Annotated in this window: 18 protein-coding genes and 2 pseudogenes; 8 read left to right on the forward strand and 12 right to left on the reverse strand. The window is 39.8% G+C overall.

The window, feature by feature from the left end; translation table 11 throughout:
- The first annotated feature begins 90 nt into the window (after window positions 1-90).
- Together HYD28_06400 and mrcB are read left to right on the forward strand one after the other, a co-directional pair.
- Window positions 91-252, forward strand: coding sequence for a YqaE/Pmp3 family membrane protein (locus HYD28_06400; protein QLE08627.1), 162 nt, complete (start codon window positions 91-93; stop codon window positions 250-252).
- Between the two features lie 91 nt (window positions 253-343).
- A complete protein-coding gene (gene mrcB, locus HYD28_06405) occupies window positions 344-2,668 on the forward strand; it encodes a penicillin-binding protein 1B (protein QLE08628.1) in 2,325 nt (774 codons plus the stop codon).
- Between the two features lie 402 nt (window positions 2,669-3,070).
- On the opposite strand, the gene HYD28_06410 is transcribed toward mrcB, so the two are convergent.
- The 7 genes and pseudogenes from HYD28_06410 to HYD28_06440 form a co-directional block, all read right to left on the reverse strand.
- Complete coding sequence (locus HYD28_06410) at window positions 3,071-5,998, reverse strand: TonB-dependent receptor (GenBank protein QLE08629.1); 2,928 nt, start codon at window positions 5,996-5,998, stop codon at window positions 3,071-3,073.
- A gap of 500 nt (window positions 5,999-6,498) precedes the next feature.
- Window positions 6,499-7,780: pseudogene (hemL, locus tag HYD28_06415) on the reverse strand (glutamate-1-semialdehyde 2,1-aminomutase).
- 72 nt (window positions 7,781-7,852) lie between these two features.
- Window positions 7,853-8,869, reverse strand: a complete 1,017-nt coding sequence (locus HYD28_06420; GenBank protein ID QLE08630.1) for an aspartate carbamoyltransferase — start codon at window positions 8,867-8,869, stop codon at window positions 7,853-7,855.
- 104 nt (window positions 8,870-8,973) lie between these two features.
- Window positions 8,974-9,408: a CopD family protein gene (locus HYD28_06425; protein QLE08631.1), complete on the reverse strand. Its 435-nt coding sequence runs from the start codon at window positions 9,406-9,408 to the stop codon at window positions 8,974-8,976.
- 20 nt (window positions 9,409-9,428) lie between these two features.
- Window positions 9,429-11,112 (reverse strand): annotated as a pseudogene (locus HYD28_06430) (chloride channel protein).
- 98 nt (window positions 11,113-11,210) lie between these two features.
- Window positions 11,211-12,416, reverse strand: coding sequence for a transporter substrate-binding domain-containing protein (locus HYD28_06435; GenBank protein ID QLE08632.1), 1,206 nt, complete (start codon window positions 12,414-12,416; stop codon window positions 11,211-11,213).
- Between the two features lie 193 nt (window positions 12,417-12,609).
- A complete protein-coding gene (locus tag HYD28_06440; protein ID QLE08633.1) occupies window positions 12,610-14,985 on the reverse strand; it encodes a diguanylate cyclase in 2,376 nt (791 codons plus the stop codon).
- A gap of 177 nt (window positions 14,986-15,162) precedes the next feature.
- Between HYD28_06440 and erpA the strand changes: the two genes are divergently transcribed.
- On the forward strand, window positions 15,163-15,501 hold the full coding sequence (gene erpA, locus HYD28_06445) for an iron-sulfur cluster insertion protein ErpA (GenBank protein ID QLE08634.1): 339 nt from the start codon (window positions 15,163-15,165) through the stop codon (window positions 15,499-15,501).
- 641 nt (window positions 15,502-16,142) lie between these two features.
- On the opposite strand, the gene HYD28_06450 is transcribed toward erpA, so the two are convergent.
- Window positions 16,143-16,316: a hypothetical protein gene (locus HYD28_06450; protein QLE08635.1), complete on the reverse strand. Its 174-nt coding sequence runs from the start codon at window positions 16,314-16,316 to the stop codon at window positions 16,143-16,145.
- 311 nt (window positions 16,317-16,627) lie between these two features.
- Here HYD28_06450 and HYD28_06455 point away from each other — a divergent pair, with 311 nt between their 5' ends.
- Entirely contained in the window at window positions 16,628-16,867 is a 240-nt protein-coding gene (locus tag HYD28_06455) for a helix-turn-helix transcriptional regulator (GenBank protein ID QLE08636.1), read from the forward strand.
- Between the two features lie 116 nt (window positions 16,868-16,983).
- Here the strand turns inward: HYD28_06455 and HYD28_06460 are convergent, their stop codons facing one another.
- The 4 genes from HYD28_06460 to HYD28_06475 are packed head-to-tail and all read right to left on the reverse strand — an operon-like array spanning window position 16,984 to window position 20,719.
- A complete protein-coding gene (locus HYD28_06460) occupies window positions 16,984-18,363 on the reverse strand; it encodes an MFS transporter (GenBank protein QLE08637.1) in 1,380 nt (459 codons plus the stop codon).
- A 37-nt stretch (window positions 18,364-18,400) separates the two neighbouring features.
- Window positions 18,401-19,018 carry a peptidylprolyl isomerase gene (locus tag HYD28_06465; protein ID QLE08638.1) on the reverse strand — a complete coding sequence of 206 codons (618 nt, stop codon included), beginning with the start codon at window positions 19,016-19,018 and terminating at the stop codon, window positions 18,401-18,403.
- 2 nt (window positions 19,019-19,020) lie between these two features.
- Entirely contained in the window at window positions 19,021-19,572 is a 552-nt protein-coding gene (locus HYD28_06470; GenBank protein QLE08639.1) for a hypothetical protein, read from the reverse strand.
- Between the two features lie 13 nt (window positions 19,573-19,585).
- The gene (locus tag HYD28_06475; GenBank protein ID QLE10500.1) at window positions 19,586-20,719 is read right to left on the reverse strand and encodes a methyltransferase; all 1,134 of its coding nucleotides are present in this window, start codon (window positions 20,717-20,719) and stop codon (window positions 19,586-19,588) included.
- A 41-nt stretch (window positions 20,720-20,760) separates the two neighbouring features.
- On the opposite strand from HYD28_06475, the gene HYD28_06480 reads away from it, so the two are divergent.
- The 4 genes from HYD28_06480 (at window position 20,761) to HYD28_06495 (ending at window position 24,797) form a co-directional block, all read left to right on the forward strand.
- Window positions 20,761-21,348, forward strand: a complete 588-nt coding sequence (locus tag HYD28_06480) for an alpha-ketoglutarate-dependent dioxygenase AlkB (GenBank protein ID QLE08640.1) — start codon at window positions 20,761-20,763, stop codon at window positions 21,346-21,348.
- 73 nt (window positions 21,349-21,421) lie between these two features.
- Window positions 21,422-21,733, forward strand: coding sequence for a BolA/IbaG family iron-sulfur metabolism protein (locus tag HYD28_06485; GenBank protein QLE08641.1), 312 nt, complete (start codon window positions 21,422-21,424; stop codon window positions 21,731-21,733).
- Window positions 21,734-21,912: 179 nt separating this feature from the next.
- Complete coding sequence (locus HYD28_06490) at window positions 21,913-23,106, forward strand: trans-2-enoyl-CoA reductase family protein (GenBank protein QLE08642.1); 1,194 nt, start codon at window positions 21,913-21,915, stop codon at window positions 23,104-23,106.
- 347 nt (window positions 23,107-23,453) lie between these two features.
- Window positions 23,454-24,797 carry a Na(+)-translocating NADH-quinone reductase subunit A gene (locus HYD28_06495; protein ID QLE10501.1) on the forward strand — a complete coding sequence of 448 codons (1,344 nt, stop codon included), beginning with the start codon at window positions 23,454-23,456 and terminating at the stop codon, window positions 24,795-24,797.

The raw sequence follows: 24,797 nt of genomic DNA on the forward strand, positions 1-24,797 counted from the left end.
GGCTTTTTTGCATTTAAATAACTTTTTTCTAATAAGCGAAATAGTTATTTTTGAACTATGCTTTAAATTCCAAACTAATAAGGAAAAACTATGGATAACAAACTCTTACTTATAATCATTTCACTATTTTTACCGCCTGTGGCAGTATTTTTAAAAGCAGGTGCAGGCAAAGACTTAGTGATTAACATTATTTTATGCTTCATCTTTTTTATACCAGCAGTGATCCACTCGCTATGGCTGTGTACACGCTAAACGAGTTTAAGTGACTGTTAATTTTACAGGTGTTAACATTGCGCTGTTCAAGGTGTATTCCTGTAAAATTAACTGACCAATAGCGAACTCAATGGCTGATAAAAAAACTCCTGCAAAAAAATCGTCTAGCAAACCTAAGGCGACATCAAAGAAAAATACCACTAAGCGCTCACGCGCATCCAAAGGCCCAGCTAAAGCCAGTGTAACAAGAAAACTTTGGTCAATCTTTTGGAAGCTTTCGCTCGCATTGATTATTGCTATGGTGCTGTATCTAATTTATTTAGATGCCAAAATTACCCGTCAGTTTGAAGGCAATAAATGGCAGTTACCAGCACAAGTTTATGCCCGTGCAATGAGCTTTTATCCTGGGCAATACTTGTCTCAGCAAGAGGTTATTTGGGAATTGAACCGCTTAAATTACTCATCTGTAAATAAGCTAAGCCGTACCGGTCAGTATGTTAAATCAGCCAATAGTATTAAAGTGTATCGCCGTGAGTTTGAGTTTTATGATGGCCTAGAAGATTCACAAGTAATTGAGCTGCGCTTTTCGGGGCAAAAGTTAGCAACAATCAAAGATAAGTTTGGTCGTCGTTTAAACAGCGCGCGATTAGAGCCGGTACAAATTGCCCGAATTGGTAATGACTCAAAACAAGATCGTGAGTTTGTACCGCTTGATAAATTTCCACCGATGCTAAAAGACACCTTGCTGGTGGTTGAGGACCGTAATTTTTATCAACACCACGGCGTATCTGTGTGGTCAATTATGCGCGCTCTATACAGTAATATTAAAGCTGGTAGAACAGTGCAAGGCGGTAGTACCTTAACTCAGCAATTAGCAAAGAATATTTATTTAACCCGTGAGCGATCGCTGGTGCGTAAGTTTAATGAAGCTCTTATCGCTTTAATATTAGATTATCGCTACAGCAAAGATGAAATATTAGAAGCCTACCTCAATGAAGTGTATTTGGGTCAGTCTTACAATCAAGGTGTTCACGGTATGGGTCTTGCCGCTGAGTTTTATTTCTCAAAACCTGTGGATGAACTTGAATACGATCAAATTGCACTGCTTGTGGCTATGGTCAAAGGTCCCTCGTATTACAACCCGCGTCGTTATAGCGAACGTGCAATGGAGCGCCGTGATCTCGTACTTCGTTTAATGGTTGAAAATAAGCTTATTGATACTCGAGAATACCGCGCGGCGTTAAAGCGTCCTATTGATATTGCACCGATGAAAGACAGCCTGCAAAAGTCATATCCGGGTTACTTAGAGTTGGTTAATCGCGAATTAAAACGTTTGTTACCAGATCAGCAGGTGTTAGATGCTGGGGTACGTGTCTTCACCTATTTTGACTTACAAAAGCAAACAGCAATGGAAGAGTCTATTGAAGCAAGTTTACCTTACCTAGAAAGACGCCCAAAAACAGAAGAGCTTGAGGCGGCGATGATCTCTGTTAATGTTGAAAAGGGTGGGGTCTCAGCATTAGTTGCAGGTCGTGACGTACGTTATTTTGGTTTTAACCGAGTGCTAGATACTAAGCGTAACATTGGCTCATTAGTTAAGCCCGCAGTTTATTTAACTGCATTTGAAAGTGGCAAATTTAATGTTGCCACTTTAGTGGATGACTCGCCGCTGCAAGTGACTAATGAGCAAGGTAAAGTATGGCAACCTGAGAACTTCGACAAGCAGTTCCGCGGATATATGCCATTATATAAAGCATTTAGTAATAGTATTAATATTCCTGCAGTTAATACTGGTCTTGATGTTGGTGTAGATAAAGTGGCCGATACCTTGAAGCGTTTAGGTGTAGAAGGGCGTATTGATCAATACCCATCATTGCTTTTAGGTGCACTTGAGCTTTCTAGTTTTGAAGTGGCACAGCTTTATACTACCCTTGCCGCAGATGGCCAGTATCGCGAGTTAACATCTATTTCAGCGCTGACAGATTCAGTCGGTAAAGTACTTTATAAACATGAAGTGGCTTCGCAAAAACGCTTCGACGATGCATCAATTTACATGACTAAGTACGCAATGAAACGGGTGACCAAAGACGGCACAGCTAAACGTTTAAATGCTCATTTTCCATCAATTCAGCTTGCTGGTAAAACAGGCACCAGTAATGACTTACGCGACAGTTGGTTTGCAGGTTTTGACCAAAACACAGTTACTGTTGCATGGATTGGTCGCGACGATAACAAGAGCACAGGTTTAACAGGCAGTGTTGGTGCACTAGAAGCCTATATTCGCTACCTTAAACCACTCAACCCTGAAGCCATAGCGGATACTCGTCCTGCTTCTATTCGTTGGGCATTCATTAATGAAGAAACCGGTTTACAAGCACCTCCTGGGTGCGGCAAAGTGGTGCAGCTCCCAATTCGAGCCAGCGAGTTTGAGCCGAGACCTAGTTGTCAGCGTTAAACTTGGTCCTTCAAGTATTTAGCTCAATGTATAATTGAGCTAAATTTGTATGTTGTAGATTGCAATGAATGTACTTTTTTCAGTGCTTCTGGCAAGCGAAATGACGTTTATAGAGCTTGAATTGCAGTACTTTATTGAATGATTTGTACAATAATTTGTTATTCTTGTATGCCTAAATCAGACATTAATGCCGCGAAAACTATTAACCTACCATTAGTATGGTTTTATTTTGAAGCCTTGTTCCTTCCTCATGCTTTCACTTGTATTTTATAAGGTTGCTTGATTCACTTTAAATAAATATCGACCAATTATTGCAGCACTATTTAGTTGTAAATATTAAAAAATAAAAGCCTCATAATGAGGCTTTTAGAATCGTTGCTTATCTTACTAATTTAATCGAAATTAAAAGTCGTAAGAAGCAGATAGTTGGACTCTACGAGGAGATTGATAACTTTCAGCTAAACCAAATGTTGCACTGTCATCACCAGCCGCTATTTCAGCAACTTCGTCATAACGAGTTGCTGTAGCTGCATCAAATATATTGAAAAAATCTAATGCGAAGCGTACTTTTTGGTCATTAAAGTGCAAGTTGTACGTAAAGTTAAGATCTAATCGCGCTGTCCAGGGAGTTGTTCCCATACTGCCGCGAGGATAGCGTTTATCACCTACATAATAAGTATCGCCATAATCATATAAGTCTGGGTTTGGTGTATAGCCCGCACCTAGTGCTGTCCAAGGACGACCAGAAGCAATATTTAGATTTGCGCCTACTAAGAAGTTTTCAGTAACTGCGTATGCACCGTAAACTTTAATATTGTGACGACGGTCTGCTGGTAAGTTACCGTTAGCACCATCCATAAGATAAGGGTAATCCCAGTCTTGTGTTAAACCAGCATCATCTTGACCATTATCAGATTTAACAAAACCTTCTGTGTTACCGTAGTTATGTGACCAAGTGTATAGTGCTTTTAAAGACCACACCTCATCCCAACTTTTCTCAATTGAAAGGTCAACTGCAGCGTAACGACGTTTAGCTTCAGGATAACCTAGCTCTTCAGCTGTGAAGCTATACTCTTCAGTTACACCGTCCCCATCTAAGTCAAAATTAAATGTTGCGCCATTACCTGGGTTAAATAGGAACCAGTTTTCACCAATTTTTTCACCATTTTCATCAGTAAAGATGTATGAGCCATCATCAATTTGATTACCAAGTGTGCGGTATGTACCTTTGATGCTCCAAGACCAGTCATCATTAATCGCTGCTTGATAACCTACAATGATTTCATCATTGTACATAGGCTCAAGATCTTTATCTGCTAGGGTGTTTGAAGGTTTTGCTGTGCCATCACCACCATTTGAAATAGCGATATCACCTAATTGATTGCTCAAACCAACAGGAGTACCATCAGCATTAAGGCCTTCATACTCGTACCAAGTGTGAATATAAGTTTCGGCACCTGCAAGGCGAATGTTCGTATTTGCAGCAACAGGTAAGTAATATCGACCTGCTGTAATAAATAATTTACTGTCACCGTCACCATTGATATCCCAAGATGCACCTAATCTTGGCGCAATTTGGTTATCAATAGATACAAATTCATCGCCATCAGCATTGTAGTTTGTGAAACTGTCATTACGTAGACCTAAAGTTAACGTTAAGTTATCTGTAACAGCCCATTGATCTTCGATATAAATCGCCCAGTTTTCAACTTCGAATGCACCACCATTCTTATAGTTACGTACACGAGTTGTTTTCATTTCTTCTGGAAGAATATAACCGTTTGGAAGGCGAGCACCTTCTTCGTATGTTCTGTAGTAGTAGTAAATACCACCAGAGTTAATCGTAGTTGCATCTGATGTATTGGTTTCTGAGTCATAACCAAATCTTAATGTATGCTCATCATTTAAGTACCAATCAAAGTCAACGCGCAATTGCTCGCGCTTATCTTCATTGGCGCCTACAGTGAAGTTTACATAACAGGTAGTATCAACACCTAAGTCTGCGTCATAGCCAGTAGGGCAGTCATCAAAGTCAGAATAATCAGTTTCTGAGAATTTAACTTCACCATACATAGCAGACATGCTTAAGTCATCAGTCAGGTTACCTGTATAACGTACTGCAAAACTTTCACCACCGCGTTTGTGATAAGCTGTACCGCCATCTACTGTGTAGTTGCCAACGCCATTAGGATCTTCGATTGTGCTTTCTGAGTATGTGCGTTCATCGCTAAAACCCCAAAGCATTAATTGATGATCATCATTGATGTTCCAGTCAATACGCGCTAGATAGTAAGGGTCATCATCTTTTTCTTTTGTTAGAGAGGTTTGAGAAGCATTACCGTACTCTTGTTCGATATCACGGAATGTATAAATTCCGTAGAAGAAAAGCGTATCTTCAATTAGTGCACCTGAAGCATAAATATTTGTTTCAAATGAGTTTACATAGTCATCTTGGTTGTTAACAAATAAATCACCAATACAGTGACCATCAGCAGCCTCACAACGATCATTTTGTAAGTAAACTGAATTTGGTGCTTGTTCTCTTAATGAATCAGGAGAGTAAATTGACTCAACACCAAAGTGAAAGTTATTTGTACCTGATTTTGTTACTGCAGAGATTAGGCCACCAGTTGTTCGACCAAACTCAGACGAATAACCACCAGTCTTAATTTGGAAGCTATCATATGCTGAGAATGGGATGGTTGCGCCACCTAAACCGTTACGGAAGTTAGTCATATTAAGACCATTTACGTAATATGCGTTTTCTGCGACAGATGAGCCACCGAATGATGCTTGATCACCAAAGCGACTATCACCTTCAGTTGCACCAGGAGCTAGTAAAGCAACTGATGTTAATGAACGAGCAACCGGTAATAATTCAAGTTCTTCTGAACTAATGTTCAATGATGATTCCGTAACCGAAACGTCAACAGCACGAACTGCGCCACCAACAACTGCAATACGTTCTATATTACCTTCAACCAATGGAATCTCGAGTAGTGCAGTTTTACCAACACCGATAATTACATCGTTGATCTGTGCTTTTTCAAAACCAGCCTGTGACACTGTTACATTATATTTACCAACAGGTACTTGGTTAAGATTAAACTGGCCATTTGCATCTGCAATGAGAGTTTTTTCATAACCTTTTGACTTATCGGTAATGGTGATTGTTGCACCAGCTAAAGAAACGCCAGTCTGAGTAACGATGTTACCTTTGATTGCACCATTAACATTGTCAGCCATAGCAGGCATTGCTGCACTTAAGGTCATAGCAACAGCTGCAGCTGTGAATGAACGCTTAAATGTTTTTGAAAAGTTGTTTTTCATTGAGCTTTCCCTGTGAAATTTTAGATTTTGATTTGTTATTGTTTGTTAATAACTACCACGCTTTGTTTTTTATTTATTTGGGGTTTTAACTATTAAATAAAGCGTGAAACAAATTGGTAACACATTGGGGACATACAGATCAATTTTTTATATTATAAATACGATAAACTTACAAAAAAACGCCTTGGAACGATCTAAAATTGACTTTTTTTGCTTGTTTATACAAAAAATACACAGATGTAATTTGATGTAATTGCGTTAAGTAAATTTTAATTCTACTTTTAATTCTTATAAAACAGTTTGTTGGGTTTTTTATGTCGCTTTCGTTATATTTTAAAATATAAATGCAGGGAAAAATCATTTGGTTTGTATAAATGATGTTTTAATTATAATATTTTTGGTTTTTAATTTTCGAAAATAATCTTATCTATTATTTTCTGATGGGGTAAACGTTTGGAAGTATAGGCCACCGATTAAAAGTGACCTATATTATTTTCGGTTTAAAGCTTCGCGAATGCGCGCTCTGCTGCTGCAATAGTATCGTTGATCTCTTTTTCAGAGTGTTCAGCACATACAAAGCCAGCTTCGAAAGCTGAAGGAGCAAGGTAAACGCCTTCTTCAAGCATTAAGTGGAAGAACTTTTTAAAGCGCTCTAAATCACACTCAGTCGCTTGTTGGTAGCTAGTTACTTTTTCTTTGTCAGTAAAGAAGAAGCCGTACATGCCACCTGCGTAGTTTGTTGTAAGTGGAATACCTGCTTTTTTCGCTGCGGCTTCAAAGCCTTCACAAATTGCTTTGCTCTTAGCTTCTAGTTCATCGTGTAGACCTTCAGCGCATAATAACTCAAGCGACTTTAAGCCTGCAGCCATGGCAATTGGGTTACCTGATAATGTACCTGCTTGATAAACTGGGCCGACAGGTGCGATGAAATCCATGATTTCTTTCTTACCGCCAAATGCACCCACTGGCATACCGCCACCGATTACTTTACCTAGGCAAGTAAGGTCTGGTTTGATGTTGTAGTAAGCTTGTGCGCCACCTAAAGCAACACGGAAACCTGTCATTACTTCATCAAAAATAAGCACTGATTTGTATTCATCACACACTTCACGTAGACCTTCTAAGAAGCCAGGTACAGGTGGAATACAGTTCATGTTGCCAGCAACTGGCTCAACGATGATACAGGCAATGTCATCAGCGTATTTTTCGAAAATTGCTTTGACTTCATCAAGGTTATTAAACGACACCGTTAATGTGTGCTTAGCAAAATCTTCAGGGATGCCCGGTGAATTAGGAAACGCCCATTGTAAGCGCGCCTGAGCCTGCTTTTACTAGTAGTGAGTCGGCATGACCGTGGTAACAGCCTTCAAACTTTAAGATTTTGTCACGGCCAGTGAAGCCACGCGCTAAGCGAATTGCACTCATGGTTGCTTCAGTGCCTGAGCTCACCATACGTACTTTTTCGATTGATGGTACGAGCTCTTTTACTTTCTCGGCCATTAAGATTTCAGTTTCGGTTGGCGCACCATAGCTTAAGCCATTTTCAACGGCTTCTAATACCGCTTGTTTAATAGCTGGGTGGTTGTGACCCATGATCATTGGTCCCCATGAACCAACGTAATCGATATAACGGTTACCATCAGCATCAAAGGTAAAAGGACCTTCAGCTTTAGTGATGAATAAAGGAGTACCGCCAACGCCATTGAAGGCACGAACTGGTGAGTTAACACCGCCTGGGATTGATTCTTGTGCGCGATTAAAAAGATCTTGGCTAATTGTCATGAATAGTCCTATTGGGTTGTCACGTTAAATGAGTTGGTTTGCAAGGGCTCAAAGAACCCAAAACGAAGCGTGTTAGCTATTACGTTTACGGCTGAACCAAGGCACGTCGACTTCATATTGCTCAACTTTGTCGGCAACATCTAAGGTTAGAGCAAACAACGCCATGCGAATTAACACGCCATTTTGTACTTGGCGAAAAATTGCTAGGTTGTCGTTGCTATTTAAATCGTTATCTAGCTCGTTTGCTTCTAAACGGCTATCTCTAGGAAGTGGGTGCATCAGTACTGAGTTGGGCTTACAGTGTGCGTTGTAAATTGCTTGGCTGATACGGAAACCACCACGGTATTTGTTAGCTTCTTCTTGTGAAGGGAAGCGTTCCTCTTGGATACGGGTTTGATACACAATATCTGCCGCCAAGTTGCCTTCCATTTTATCCACTACTTGTATTTTATGACCAGCGTTATCAACAGCATCCAAAATGTAGTCTGGCATTTGCAAGCCACCAGGTGCCACCATAGAGAATTTTACGTCTTTATAATGACAAAGTAGTTTAGATAGAGAATGTACAGTACGGCCATATTTTAAATCACCTACAAGGGCAATGTGCATACCGTCGATACCTTGGTCGAAACGACCAAGTTCACGTTCGATGGTTAGTAAGTCAAGCAAGGCTTGTGTCGGGTGCTCATTCGAACCGTCACCGCCATTGATAACAGGTACATCGCAACCTGTGGCAAATTCAGAAACAGAGCCTGCGTCTGGGTGGCGCATTGCAACTGCATCTGCATACGCTGAGATTACGCGAGCTGTATCATATAAAGACTCACCTTTTGCTAACGCAGAGCTTTGCATGCCCGTGGTTTCACGAACTAAGCCACCAAGTAAGTTAAATGCAGTGCCGAAGCTTACACGGGTACGTGTACTTGGCTCAAAGAACAAGTTCGCTAAAATTGCGCCTTCTAAAACATTGGTGCGCTTTTGCTTTTTAGCATAAGGCTCCATTTTCTTAGCAACTGCAAAAATACGTTCAATACAATCTCGATCAAGCTGATTGACCGACAGGATATTTTCACCTTGGAAACTTAGCATGGGGTTTGTTCCTAATTACATTTATTGGGCGCTGGCGCTCGGTATGGGAGGCCGCATAAATTTGCGCAGTACTATAGCAAATTTTTAGCGTACACAGCAGCAAATTATAAGTTAGGTTTAATAATTGCCAGTGCCACTATAGCTAAAAGGATGAGTACTGGAACTTCATTAAAAATACGGTAAAAGCGATCGCTTCGTGTATTACGGTCATGCTTAAAGTCAGCCAGTAATTTAAAGCAGTAGCCATGGTAGATGTAAAGAATAATTACTAACACAAGTTTGTAGTGCAGCCACATGCTATATCTAAACCAATCACGGCCATATTCAAAAATAGTGAGTACGCCAAACACCAGTGTTAAAACGGCAAACGGTGTAACAAAATAAAGTAAACGACGCTCCATTACTTTAAGCATTGAGTTGCAGGCTTTTTCTTCACTCATTGCATGGTATACAAATAGTCTTGGCAGGTAAAAAATACCTGCAAACCAAGCAATCATAAAAAATACGTGGAAAGTTTTATAAACTAATAGTGCAGTCATTTAAGCATCCATTTTAATTGTTATAACAAGCTGTTACGTATGGTAAGGATATGTCTGATTTGGTCCCAACGCAAAAGTCCCATAATTTGTTGGTTATCAAGCAGGTTGTAAATATACACTGCACCGCTGCGCTTATCTTTTAGTAAGTCAAAGGCATCGGCTAAAGTGGCTTGGCTACTTAAGCCCGCAAGGCTAACATATTTGATATTACTTTCTTGGTCAGACATCAAACTTAAATCATACTCTGCGAGGCGGTAGCCATTTTCTTCATCATGAACAATAAGAGGGGTTTGGCTATCAAGGGCATCCAGCGACTCTTTGATTTGTTGTTTGTCGTCACTGTAGAGTAGCTTGAATTGTTCATCCATTTCATCCATCACCCCGACTTTTTGCAATGCTTCGGTGGCTGGTGATATTTGATATTCAAGCCCTTGGAAATCGAGTTGTTGCATAAAAATAGAGCGGTTACCAAAAAACTGCAGTGCAGTGACATAGGCCGTTGAGATCACAATCATCGCAGGCACAATAATCTCAGGACTTGAAGTTAACTCCATAACCGTGGTTAAAGCTGCAAGTGGTGCGTGTAATGTCGCGGCCAATAACCCTGCCATGCCAAGCATGCTATAGGTACCTGTGATATCAACGCCTGGGCTAATAAACTGTGCAAAAAAGGCCATTAAGGTGCCCATCAAAACTCCTAGCCCAATAACAGGGCCGATGATTCCGCCGGGGATACCTAAACCAATAGCAAACAAGGTGGCGAGTAATTTGGCAATCAAGATGGTTGTTAAAAACTGCACATCGTCAGGTGATTCAATAGCAATAGTAATAGCACTCATACCAGAGCCCATTGCATGAGGGACCATATAAGCAATCAAGCCCGCGATAAATCCTGCCAGTAATAGGCGAGGAAACATGCTAAGTGGTTTAAATGTGCGAATTATGAGCATTAAGTTTTGGTTAAACGCATAAGCAACAGCGCCAAGTGCCATACCAAAAATGATTAAAAATGGATAATGCCAACCACTCAATGGGTTTCATGGTGATAAGCGCAAGCTCTGAAGCATCACCGAAGACAAATTGAGTTGCTAATGCCCCTGTAACCGCTGCAAGCATGATGGGCACGAAAATATGCACTTTATATTCCCTGAGCACCACCTCCATTACAAATATGACGGCTGCTAGTGGTGTATTAAACGATGCGGCAATACCAGCCGCGACACCACAACCCGTAAGAGTGCGCATTGCATTATGGGGAAGGTGTAACTTGTCGGCGAGTAAACTGGCACCTGTTGCGCCCATATGTACTGATGGACCTTCTCGACCAACTGAAAAACCACTAATTAGAGCTAGTGCACCACCGACAAATTGGTTGACCGTGTTATAGAGCGGCATATGACCATAATGTTTTTTAATGCGGTGTATTACGAATGGGATGCCAAGGCGATAATGCTTAAAGCCTGTTAAGGCGGCAAATAAGGCAATTAATAAGGCTGCACCAACAGGCATTATCACCCGTTCGTAAGTTGGTAAAGTGGTAAAATCGTCGGGCTTATCTAAAAATAAGCTTTGAAAAAACATGATGGTGAGGCGAAAAAGTATGATCAACACTGCCGCAATTAACCCTGCACTTACACCAAGTAAGCACAATTGCACAGATGTTTTAGGCTTTGCTAGGCGACGTCTTAGTCTCTCAAGCCACATGCATATTTCCTCACAGCACTTTTGAGCCGCATTTTAGCAAATCAAATTCACTAAGTCGTTGGGATTTTATAATTTATCCGCATTTTGGGTAAATTTAGCTAATCTGTGCTGTTGTTAATTTGCTTCGTTAATTCAGGTAAGCGAGCGGTAATTGCTTTAGATAATTCATCTACAAGCGGTGCGTGTTTTTTATGAATAACTGTGTTTATAGCCAATTGTCTTAAGATAACCACAGAGAAGTCATTTTGAAAAATGTTGATATCGCTATTCAGTGCAGGGTAGAGCGCATAATCTAGACGGCCTTTTTTTAACATTTTAAGGGTATGGCTTAAGTCTTCGTTATTAATAATTTCTGCCTTTATATCAAACTCGCTGAGAATCTCGGTATCACCAATAGAACTAATAATTCGATTATTTGGTTTAGCTAAAATATCCCGGTCACATGGCCTTGATTTTCGACACAAAAGTACCAAGTTTATAATGCCAAGACTTGGCTCAACGACAATCACGTTGTCGAACTTTTTTAGGTTGCTTTTTGAACGCACAATATCACCGTCAACCACGCCTGCGTTCAATAGCAATACGCCTCTTCTAGCCGGGGTTGCTTGCATCTGAACCTTGATATTTAAATCACTATAAACATCAGCCATTATTTCTTTAAAAGGCGTGATGCGAGGTATATCTATATAGGTTAACAACAATTTTTTTGGCCGAGAGTAGTTTGTTGCTAAAGAACTAGTGCCAGCAAATAAATCATTGAGTAAAGTGATTTTAGCCTGATTCTCCGCATTATCTCTCATACCAATCACTAACGGGAAGTCTGGAAACTGAGTCACTATTTTTGGCTCTGGGAAGTTCTGCTGCCTTGCAAAGTAATTAAGAACTTTTGGCGCACTAATCGCAAAATTAATTTGCTTAGTTTGCATTAAGTGAAACAACTCTTTATCGTTTGTTGTTTTTACTATGCTGTCTTCATAGGATTTGATTACTTTTTTGATAACATCAGGGTAGGTGTAGGGCCCAACAACTCCTACTTTATTTTCACTAAAAAGCTGTTCAATATTTTCAAAATCCTGTGGGTTTGACTGGGTAGTAATAACCGCTATTTGGGAGTTTAAGATAGTTGGTGAGGCAATAAAACCAGGCATTACTTCTGAAGGCCAAGCAGGATAATAACCAAGGTAGCCTGTTAACTCGGCTTTTTTTATAGCATCCTGCCAAGGTAAGTATTCAACCTCAAGACTTATAGATTGTTTAGCAAGCGAGCTTCTTAAAAAAGCGATGGCATCTCCGCCATTTTCCATTTCACTGCTAGCATATGGAGGGAATTCTAGTGAGGTTATTTTCCAAGTTTCTTGTAACCTTGTACTAGCAGCTGAAGATGAGCTGAAAACAAGTATAATAAGAGCATAAAAACAAGTGCGCATGGTAAAAAGTTATTATTAATTGTTTAATAAGTATACGTCTAAATTAGATTTATTATCAGTATTTATTTGCTTATTTACAGCTCATAACATTACAGCTAAAGCAGTGATGCTTTTGGTTATACATGCGTTTGTCGGCCATGCTTAGCAATTCATCAAATGATTGAGCATCGTCGGGGTATAGTGCAAAACCAACACTCGCTTCAACTTGCAAATCACCAAACTCAGATTTTATAGGCGCTTTAATTGCACATATCAAGCGTGATAGCGCACGGTTTATTTGTGCTTGGCTCTCTATGTCGGTAACAATAACCACAAACTCATCTCCACCAATGCGTGCAACGCAATCGGTCTTGCTAGCTGTATCTTGTAAGCGTTTGGCAACCTCTACCAAAACTTTATCCCCCATAGCATGGCCATGGCTATCGTTAATCGGCTTAAACTTATCAAGATCAAAGTACAAGCAACCTACTTTAGAGCCTGTCTTTTCAACCCGAGCAAATTCTTGTTTGATGAAACGCTCAAGCGCATTTCGGTTCGCTAAACCAGTAAGATGGTCTGTTTGTGCCAGCTGTCGTATTTTTTTCTCTGCCATAACTCGTTTCGTAATATCGAAATTAACGCCAATCATACGGTTGCCGTATATTCTGCCATCAGCATTGATATAGCGGGTTTTGCCAGAAGGCAGAACTATTTGAAACTCTGCGTGGAACTCTTCGCCATTTAAGATCGCGAGTTTTAGCTTGTTGGTCACGTCTTCATATTCATCTGGATGCAGGCTATTTGCCCAAGCTGAATAGTCCCCTTTAAATTCTGATTTTGGGATCTCGAATAAGGTATGCATCCAGTCATCCCAAATCAGTTCGTTAGTATCAAAGTTCCATTCCCATATGCCAATATGTGCGGCATCAGCTGCCATAGACATACGCTGGTGTAAGCTTTCAAGCTCGCTTTTAGCTTGTTTTAATTCAGTCACATCTTCAGATACATCCAGTAAATATTGTGCTTTACCGTTGCTGTCTTTTATTGCGAGTTTACGGGTTTTTAGGTAGTGAGTATTGCCATCGATAGTGATTGGATTTTCATCGATAGTAAGGGTGTCATCTCCTTTTAATACATCGCGATCGGTTTGCACGAAGCTGACTGCTTGTTCATTACTAAAAATATCAAAGTCATTTAAGCCGATTAGTTGATTCTTACTTTTACCAAGTAGTTGCTCACCGGCCTTATTTACATGGCTAAATGTTAAATGCCCAGCTTCTTTCACAAACAACATAATTGGCAAATTATCGAAAATAGTTTGCGTAAAGGCTTCTTGATTTCGAATATCAGAGAGATCTTTTATGGTTGCAACATAAGGTCCGGACTCTTTTTTACCAATTGAACTGATTGCTAAAGTTATAGGAAACCGCTTTTTGTTCACTCGTTGTCCTTTTAAAAGTCGGCTGGTCCCTTTACCAGCACTTTTTTTGCTAAGCTGTGAGTCTCGTAAAATTTCATCAAGTTCTATAGAATTTTCCGGTATGAGAGTGCGAATATGTTTACCAATTAAGTCGTGTGGTTGGTAACCAAAAATGTGGATAACAGCAGGGTTGGCAAATTCAATTCTCCCTTCATTATTAAAGCTAATAACCGCATCTTTTACCGTACTAAGCACAGCTTTTAATTTTGCCGATAACAAGCTCCTTGCTCTGAGCTCAACAACACCCAGTACAAGCAGGCTTAATGCTGCAAGAATAAAAATAATAAGTTGAGCTAACGTTGAGTAGTCATGGTTCGTAACATAAGTGGTATATTCAGTTTCAAAAACCGACATCGATATCATGCCGATGTAATGCATCCCCGAGATTGCACTGCCCATTATCAAGGCAACGACCAGATTCATTCGTGTTTTATGAACGCCTTTGGCAAGTCGAAAATCATTAATCTTTAGTGCGATACCTGATAAAACAATAGCTACGAGAATAGACAAAGAGAACAGCCAAGGTTCATAGGCCATTTTTGCAGGTATAACCATCGCCATCATACCAACAAAATGCATACAACCGATTCCTGCACCCATTAAAATACTTCTGAAGAATAATCCTTTATCCGTTTGTAAGGCAGGGGATAGTACGATGTAACTGGCAAATACACTTGGTAAAATTGAGACCAAGGTGATGCTAATATTGTATTCAATAGGGATGGGTAAGTTATATGCAAGCATACCAACAAAGTGCATTCCCCAAATCCCTATTCCTAAAAAGCAAGAAGCCATGATGGTCCAGACCTGACTTTCATTTTTTAGATAAGAGTGCTTGATACGGGCAGATAATAAAAAAGAAATATAGGAAGCGAATATGGCTATGAGGATTGAAGCAGAAACGAGTAGTAAATCGTAGTCTGCCGGAATGACCTGTGCACTGTTTAAGTGATCAGTTATAAAGTGAAGCTTGAAGTGCTCTATCACAATTACCTTTCCTCAGTGCAAAATATCGCCAGCTAAAATGTAGTACAAATTAACTTTAGTCCAATACAAATAGGTTAGCCAATTGTCCCGCTAAATTGAGTTGCCCCATGTGGATACTTGATTAAAACACTCGGGTATTAGATAATTGCAACCATTATAGGTTTTGAGGGTTTTGGTATGTCAGATGAGTTGCCAATCAAGTTCAGCGATGCAGCGGCTGTTCGTGTTAAACAGTTAATCGAAGAAGAAGAGAATCCAGATCTTAAACTGCGTGTTTACGTAACGGGCGGTGGTTGCTCAGGATTTCAATATGGTTTTACTTTTGATGAAAAAGCTAACCCTGGCGATTTAGAAATTGTAAAAAATGGTGTGACACTAGTTGTTGATCCCATGAGTATTCAATATCTGGTTGATGGTACTGTTGATTACACTGAAGGGCTTGAAGGTGCACGCTTTTTTGTGAATAACCCGAATGCAACAACTACCTGTGGTTGCGGAGCCAGCTTCAGCGTTTAATTAGGTATTTATGAAAGCCACTTGATGTGGCTTTTTTATTGCTTTAACTTCTCATAAAACCCCGTCTCAGCTAAATATTACGTATTATTAGCAGGATTTTTTGCGTAGCCACGCTTACAGACATAGTTAGAGCAGCAAGGGCTCATTCCTCGTGTGACAAGTAAAGTGTGTGGTGAAACGCAAGAGCGAGATGTGTAAGAAGCCTTTATTGAGCATGCATTTGTGTCTGCGCTGTTCGTGATGGGTATCATATTGTGAAGGCAATTTAACAGCTTTTATCAGGCGTTTTTGATTTTAAGTGCCATGCTATTTTCAACTGTGGTTTGATCTTAGTTTAATTGTATTAAAGCAACCTTTTGGTATTGTGATAAATAACAATATAGTATTGATTAATACTCATAATGTTTAACACAACCTAGGTCTAGCAACAAAAGAGGCGATTTAGCGAACCGGTGCCCAGCGTTTGCATCCGGTACTGTTAACTACCTTTTTGTGACTACTGCCGATGGTGAGTGCATTGGCAACGGTTGTTGCCAGTGAGTTAACATTTGTCACAGAGTACTTTCGCCATTTTGTTGATGCTCAGAGATCGTCATTAGTTATCGGTAAATTCGTTACTGTTTAATTAAAAATGAGTGACCCTAGTGTTGGGTCACTTTAATCATCAGTAAAAAGAAGCCTAAAACTAACGCAGATGCGATTAAAATATATACAAATCCTTTCTTGCCTTGCTTAATTGGTACGCCATTTTGTTTTAAAAACAGGTACCATACCGCACACAGTACAATTGGCAACAAAAATAATATACGAAACATTTCCTAGCCTTTTTCAGTATTTACATACACTTTAAGCATAAATATGCAGAATTTAAAGCGATACTTTCATCTTGTTACGCTTCCAATTGATCAATTTTTTGGTACAGTTAACCAGTTAACTATAGAGCACTTGCTTTTATTTTAGCTACACTTTGACTTGTGTACAAAAACGGTTCATACCTAAAAGGTAGACATTTGTATCATTAATTACTCAAAGTGAAAGTTATTAGTATATAATGTATCCAAGAGTGAGACGGGCAAATTTCGCTCTTAAATTATTAACTTGAATCATCTAGTAGGAGATGTATTTTATGATGGGTAAAACTGTTTCTTCTGAAGAAAACTCGAAATTAACGAAATGGCTTAAAACTAAACGTCACGAAAAAGGTCACACAATGCGTAGCCTTGCTCAGGTTTTAGGTACACCACATTCTTTCATTGGTAAAATTGAAAACCAAGAACGTCGTTTAGATGTTATTGAATTCATGCGTTATTGTGATGCTCTAGAAGTTGACCCATATGAAGGTCTTAACTTGCTAAAAGACGCTTAATTATTCATTACTAAAAGCGAAACGCCGCTTTTAAAGTAATATAAATAGTGCAAGGAAGCACTGTTTAATCCCCTCCCTTGCACTTTTTCAAATTAATCACATTCGTATAAAATATGTTAATTACTCTGATGATAGTTGTTTTCTAACGCATAAAGCTTATGGCGAATTAAGAATAAAAATACGAGTGATGGGATCACCATTAGTGCTGTTAGTACAAAGAACATCGCCCAATTACCCGCTAACCAGTCGTCAATAACCACGCCGCTATAGCTTGAAAGCAAGGTTCTTCCTAAATTACCTAATGAAGCAAGTAACGCATAGTGAGTGGCACTAAAAGCTCTGTCGCAAAGCATAGATATGAATGCCACCATGGCAACCAGAGACCAAGCTTGGGTAAAACCATCAACGATAATAGCAAACGCGTATAGGCTTAGTTTAGGACCAGCAATTGCAATCCAAGCAAAGGCAAGATTTGAGGCTGCCATCGCAATACCACTAATAAATAAGCCTTTAACAATGCCATAGCGTTGATTGAATAAGCTACCTAAAAAGGTAAAGGCGATGGTGAGAACAGCAGTGCCAACTTTAGAGAAGGTTGCAATATCGCTATTTGAAAAGCCCACTTCTTTATAAAACACGATAGACATTCGACCCAAAAAGGCTTCACCGATTTTAAATAAGAAGATAAAGGCCAATAATGCCAATGCTGTTTTTACGCCATTACGGGCGAAGAAGGTTCTAAACGGATCAAAAACGGTTACAGCAAGCCAGGCAACGATTTTAGCAAAGCGAGTTTGTGTACTGCCAGCAAGCTTTTGTTGATATGTTTGTTCAAGCTCAGCTTGAACTGCTTCGCGATTTGATTCTGGCTCTTTTGCCCACAATACGCTGCTCATCAATAGCAACATAACTCCAGACAAGAAAAAATAGACTTGCGGCCAATCAATCGAAGGAATGTCAGCCATATAAAATGGCAGGGCGCCTAATAAGGCATAGCCGCTCCACCATCCTGAAGTGGCCATTGCTGCAGCTGCGGTGGTTTTATGGCTCTCATTTTCGGCCAAAGTATCGATACGAAACGCATCAATAGCAATATCTTGAGTCGCTGAGGCAATCGCAATAACAAAACACAATGCGGCTGCGAACCAGAGGTTGGTTTTGATATCGAGCCCTGCAAGCGAAAAGGTACCAATAAAAATGACCGACTGACAGAGTAAAATCCAGCTGCGTCGCTGGCCTAGCCAATTATATAAAAAAGGTAACTTTATACGGTCAACGAGCGGTGACCATAAAAAGTTAATGCTATACGCACCAAACACGATGCCGAATAAACCAATCATGCTACGGCTCAGGCCTTCATCTTTTAACCAAGCCGACATGACAGAGCCAATCAATACCCAAGGAAAGCCGCTACTAATACCAAAAATAAAAATATTTATTAAACGTTTGTCTTTGAAGTACGAGAAATACTCTGAAATAGAAAGGGTTTTTGTCATAGTGTTGCCAGTTTTAAGGGGCTTGCGCCCCTATTTATTATTGATTAGCGTCTAGCACTTTTACGTTTAAGATAACAACCGGTGTTTTTGGTACAAAGCTGTAACCAATTTTTTCGTTGAATGCAGTTTCGACACGCATGATTTTATCTAATGTGTCATAGCCATCCATTACCATACCAAATACAGCAAAACCCCAATCACGGCCTGGGTTAAGGTGATCGTTATCGTCCATGTTGAAGAAAAACTGACGCGTACCTGAGTGTGGTTTTCGGTCTTGGTATGCCATAGCGATACTATACATATCATTTTTTAAACCGTTGCCGCTTTCATTAAAAATAGGGTCGTTTTCGTGCAGACCATCGTAATCTTTATCGTAACCACCGCCTTGAATAACAAAATCACGTTCGTTGTCTTCATCACGCTCAACACGGTGAAATACACTCCCCTGATAACTGCCATCCGCAACGTAAGTTAAAAAATTATTTACTGTAATTGGCGCTCTTGAGCGATCCATTTCGACCACAATACTGCCAAGCGTGGTGACAATTTCAACGCGTGGAAACATGTTGTCTTTTTGAATAAATTTACCCTCAGTCGCTGCGAATGAACTGTGAGCAAACAACAATACAAAACTAAGTAAAAAAATACGCTTCATAGTTAACCTTCTAAGTAGGCGATTAATTCTGGGTCAGATACAATGCGGGTAATTATTTGTTCAGTCAACTTATTAAGCTGACCTTCTATTTTTGCGCGATCATGTCTGAGCGGCCCTTCAAGAGTCGCATTACCTTGGTAAATTTTATTGAAAGTGCTCGCATTTTTGACCACTCGTACCCCAAATTCTATTGTTGCATTGCTGCTATGGGACATCATTTTTTCTGTAACAACCGCTTGTAGCTTGTGAATATCTAATTCAAAACGCGTTGTTGATAAGTTTGAAATGTTTGCACCATTTCGGCTTAAAGCACTGTCTAAGGTGCTTTTTACAGAATCAGTAATTCCTGGGCTTGCAAGAGTTTTAATCTTGTCAGATTCAATTATTTTTAGGGTTACGTTGTCACCACGTAAGTCAATCACGCTAGTACTAACATTGGCACTAATATTTGAAATTTTCCCGCCTTGATATACTGGGTTAAAAATTAATTGATTAGGCTGGTTGCTACACGCAGTAAGTGCGGCTAACAAACATAAAGGAAGTAATTTTTTCATGAAGTAAGCTCCATTAATTATTTTTTGTAGCACTCAGTACTACAAACTTCTTGTTTGACCCAAGTAACTTACAATTGCCGAACATGCGTTTTAATTTTTCATGGTAGTCAAGGTGACGATTACCAATTATTCTTAATTCACCGCCTTGTTTTAATGTTTGTTTTGCCTGTTTAAACATTTGCCAAGCAATGTGATCCGTGACGGCTTGTGCTTGGTGGAATGGTGGGTTACATAATACAAGGTCAGTACTATTCGGCTTAAAATCGGTTAAACAGTCGTTTTGGACAAATTCACACTGCGCTAATTGCTCTGGTAAATTGTGAGTGACGTTTAATTTAGCTGATTCAACGGCCATATACGACTCATCAACGAACGTTATATGGGCGTTAGGGCAACGATTTAAGGTCATCAAGCCAACAACACCGTTACCACAGCCTAAATCAATGATACTGCGTGTTTTGCTTGTTTGCGGTAAATAGTTAAAGAAAAAACGCGCGCCAATATCTAATGAATCTCGTGAAAAAACATTTGCATGGTTTTGTATTTCAAATTCACTACCTTCTAGAGGCCAGTTAACAGGGTAGGGAGCTACTTTATTAAGACCACTGGTTTTACTGATGACTAAACGAGATTTTTTTACCGCTAAACTCGTCGATGTTTCACCAATATACTGGCTAAAGGCTTTGATGGTTGAATTATGGATATCTTTCGTTTTACCAGCAGCAATAACATCGATGTCACTAGGCAAAGCTGCACTAATTGCAGCAAGTTGATGCTGAAGATAGCCTAAATTGCGTGGCACTTTTAAAATCACTAAATCAACCTGATTAGGTAACGCTGCTAATGAGTCCAATTGTGTTAAAGATTCTGTTGATAGCTCATTGGCTTGTAAATTATAACGAGTAGCTTGGTGGGCAATATACGAGTCGTTAACTGAATGAACTGTTAATGTATTTAAAGCACAGGCTAACGCGCCAAAGCTGTCATTGAGTATTAGGATTGAATTTGCATGTGGATAGTGCTCTTGTACATAATTGACAAGGTACTCATCGCCTGAGTCCCACGCTTGAAGACTGCGATTTTTTTGATCTAACGGAAAGCGTTCTAGGGTATAGGTGTTATCACCGAGCTGTGCTTGGGTGGTCATCATGATTTTACGAAAGTATTAATGTATAGGTAAATTCTAACATGCAACAGCCAAACGCCAACCCTAATCATTTGCCTGAGGGGTTTTATTATCAAGCTAATGCATTAAGTGCACAAAAAAGCCTCGAGTTATTTTACTATCTACAGCAGCACCTAAATTGGCAGCAACCAACGATAAAGGTATATGGAAAAAGCCATGTGATCCCGCGTTTGCAATGCTTTATTGCTGATCCGAATGTTAACTATGGCTATTCAGGGTCACAGCTAATTGTTGAACCGTGGCCAGAGGTGCTTGATGCTATGCGTGCGCGTTTATCTAAAGCAATGCATATTCCATTTAATGCATTATTGGTAAATTTATACCGTGATGGGCAAGATTGTATGGGCTGGCATAGTGATGATGAGAAAGAACTTGGTGAGCAACCAACAATCGCTTCTGTATCACTAGGGGCCGAACGGATATTTAAAATAAAACATAAACACAATAATGAACAACATAGTGTTGTGCTGCAAAGTGGTAGTTGTTTAATTATGAATGGATTTAGCCAGCGAGATTACCAACATAGTTTACCAAAGCAGCAAAAACTTAAACACCCTCGAATTAACCTTACCTTTCGTTCAATCGTATAAAATCATTGGCAAAATGAGTCATGCCCTTGATATAGTAGCTAACAATTATTTTGCTATTAAAGGTTCATGACACATGTCAATGCAACAACAAATTGAGGAAAAGCTCGCGGCAGGTATCGAATGTAAACACCTAAATGTTGTCAACGAAAGTCATATGCATAGCCGTGGAACCGAATCGCACTTTAAAGTGGTTGTTGTGAGTGAAGAGTTTGCTGGTAAACGTTTGCTTGCCCGTCATCGTCAAATAAATGAGCTATTAAAAGATGAATTAGCAAACCATATTCATGCATTAGCAATTCACACTTTTACTCCAGAAGAGTTCAGTGAACAACATGGACAGGCACCTGAGTCACCGAAATGCTTAGGTGGCTCAAAGTTCGATTAAATTAGCAGGACAGTCACCTAAAATTAGATGGACAGTCACTGTAACTAGCTTGTTACTTGGGTATTTTAAGCTCGAAAGATTTAAGTGGGTCTGAAAAGTTTTTACTGATCAGACCTGTATTTTAACTATTAGCCTTTAAACTAGCGCTAATTTTTATTGTGATAGATATAGGATGATCAATGGTCATTAAGCCGAAAATTCGTGGATTTATCTGCACTAACGCGCATCCAGTAGGGTGTGCTGAGCACGTACAAGAACAAATTAATTATGTGAAAGCGCAAGGACCACTAAGCAATGCACCTAAAAATGTATTAGTGATTGGTGCGTCTACAGGTTACGGCCTAGCATCACGTATCACAGCTGCATTTGGTGGCGGTGCTAAAACGCTAGGTATTTTCTTTGAAAAAGAAGGTAGCGAACGCAAAACAGGTTCTGCAGGTTGGTACAACACTGCGGCATTCCAAGCAGCTGCTGAAGAAGCCGGTTTATGGTCTAAGAATATCAATGGTGATGCGTTTTCTAACGAAATTAAGCAAAAAGCAATTGATACAATCAAAGCTGATTTAGGTAAAATTGATTTAGTTATCTACAGCCTTGCGTCACCTCGTCGTACTGATCCAAATACAGGTGAAACTTACTCATCAACACTTAAGCCAATCGGCTCTGATATCACAACGAAGAACTTAAATACTTCAAAGCGCGTGATTGATGAAGTAACCGTTGAAGCGGCAAGCCAAGAAGACATCGACAATACAATTAAAGTAATGGGCGGTGAAGATTGGGAAATGTGGATTGACGCGCTTAAAGAAGCAGATGTTCTTGCTGATAATTTTAAAACAACAGCTTACACTTATATCGGTAAAGAGTTAACATGGCCAATTTACGGTCATGCGACAATTGGTAAAGCGAAAGAAGATCTTGACCGTGCAACACAAGCAATCAAAGAGTCTACAAAAGACTTAAATGGCGAAGCGTATGTTTCTTCATTAAATGCGGTTGTGACACAAGCAAGCTCAGCAATTCCAATTATGCCTTTATATATCTCTGCTTTATTCAAAGTAATGAAAGCAGACGGCACATACGAAGGTACCATTGAGCAAATTCATTCGCTATTTACTGAGAACCTTTACGGTGAAACGCCACGTTTTGACGAAGGTGGTCATTTATTCCAAAACTACAAAGAGTTAGGAGATGATGTTCAAGCTCGTGTACAACATGTTTGGGATACAGTAGATACAGATACAATCGACGAATTAACGGATTACGTGGGTTACCACAATGAGTTTTTACGTTTATTCGGTTTTGGTATCGACAGTGTAGATTACGAGCAAGATGTGAATCCTGATGTTGCGATTTCACAACTAATCGATTAATTGCTAAACAAACTGATTTTGAAAAGTCGCTTTTTTAAGCGACTTTTTTGTTTCTGGGTGAAAATAAAACACCATCAATAGCACTTTGGTCTATATTGAATTTTATTCAAATGGTTTTTGTAGTCTAAATAACCGTATCTGTCGTATAAATTTCATATTTGCTCTCGCATAGTCACCCTGATTGATGTTAAAATTCGGGCAATATATGTGAGGAGTTTACTGCGTTGCTTGTTTGGGGTGTTAAACAGGCTATTCTTTGATATTTAGAGTTTAACTTGAGCATATCAAATGGCGACGTGGTTGGTACGATTTTTCAGTTTCTTTCCGTTAATGTAATGCAAGTGCGTATGATCAACATAAAAAAAGGTCTGGATTTACCGATAGAGGGCGCACCTCAGCAAGTTATTCATGATGGTTCTGCCGTCAAACGTGTAGCTGTGCTAGGTGAAGAATATATTGGTATGCGTCCAACCATGCATGTTCGCGTGGATGACCAAGTCAAAAAAGGCCAGGTACTTTTTGAAGACAAAAAGAACCCAGGCGTCTTATTTACTGCACCAGCTTCTGGGGTAGTAAAAGAAATTAATCGTGGTGCTAAACGTGTGCTGCAATCTGTTGTTATTGAAGTTAATGGCAGTGAGCAAATCACCTTTGACTCTTTCAAGGCCGACGAGCTTTCGAGCTTAGACCGTGAAAAAGTTAAAGAAGTACTAGTTCAGTCAGGTCAATGGACAGCACTTCGTGCTCGCCCATTTAGCAGAGTAGCTGCTTTGGATGCAAATCCTAGCTCTATCTTTGTTACGGCTATCGACACTAACCCGCTAGCTGCAGATCCTGCAGTAATCATTGCTGAGAATACTCAAGCATTTGAAGCTGGATTAGCTGTGGTATCTCGTTTAACTGACGGTAAAGTATTTGTTTGTAAACAAGCTGGTAGCCAAGTGCCTAGTTCATCAATCCCTCAAGTAGAAGTACATGAGTTTGGTGGCAAGCATCCGGCTGGTCTTGTTGGTACACACATTCATAACTTAGACCCAGTTTCTGCAAGCAAGCAGGTTTGGCACTTAGGTTACCAAGACGTAATTGCGTTTGGTAATTTATTCCTAACAGGTGAAATTTTCACAGACCGTGTAGTTTCTCTTGCAGGTCCTCGTGTTAAAAACCCACGCTTAGTGAAAACTCAGTTAGGTGCATCTTTAGATGATTTAGTTGCTGGCGAATTAGAAGACGGTGATAACCGTGTAATTTCTGGTTCTGTATTATCTGGCGCTATTTCTCAAGGTCCACACGCGTTCTTAGGTCGTTATCATGTTCAAGTATCTGTATTACTTGAAGGTCGCGAAAAAGAGCTGTTCGGTTGGATTGCACCAGGTGCTAACAAGTTCTCAGTAACACGTACCTTCTTATCTCACCTTGCTCCTAGCCGTCTATTTAACATGACGACTTCAACAGGTGGTTCGAAGCGTGCCATGGTTCCAATTGGTAGCTATGAGCGTGTTATGCCTTTAGACATCCTACCTACACTATTATTACGTGATCTAATCGCACGTGATCTTGATGGTGCAATTTCGTTAGGTGCGCTAGAGCTTGATGAAGAAGATTTAGCATTATGTACCTTCGTTTGTCCAGGTAAATACGAGTACGGTTCAATCCTACGCGATTGCTTGACTACGATCGAGAAGGAAGGCTAG

This window comes from Pseudoalteromonas shioyasakiensis, from assembly GCA_013391845.1.
Lineage (GTDB): Bacteria > Pseudomonadota > Gammaproteobacteria > Enterobacterales > Alteromonadaceae > Pseudoalteromonas > Pseudoalteromonas apostichopi.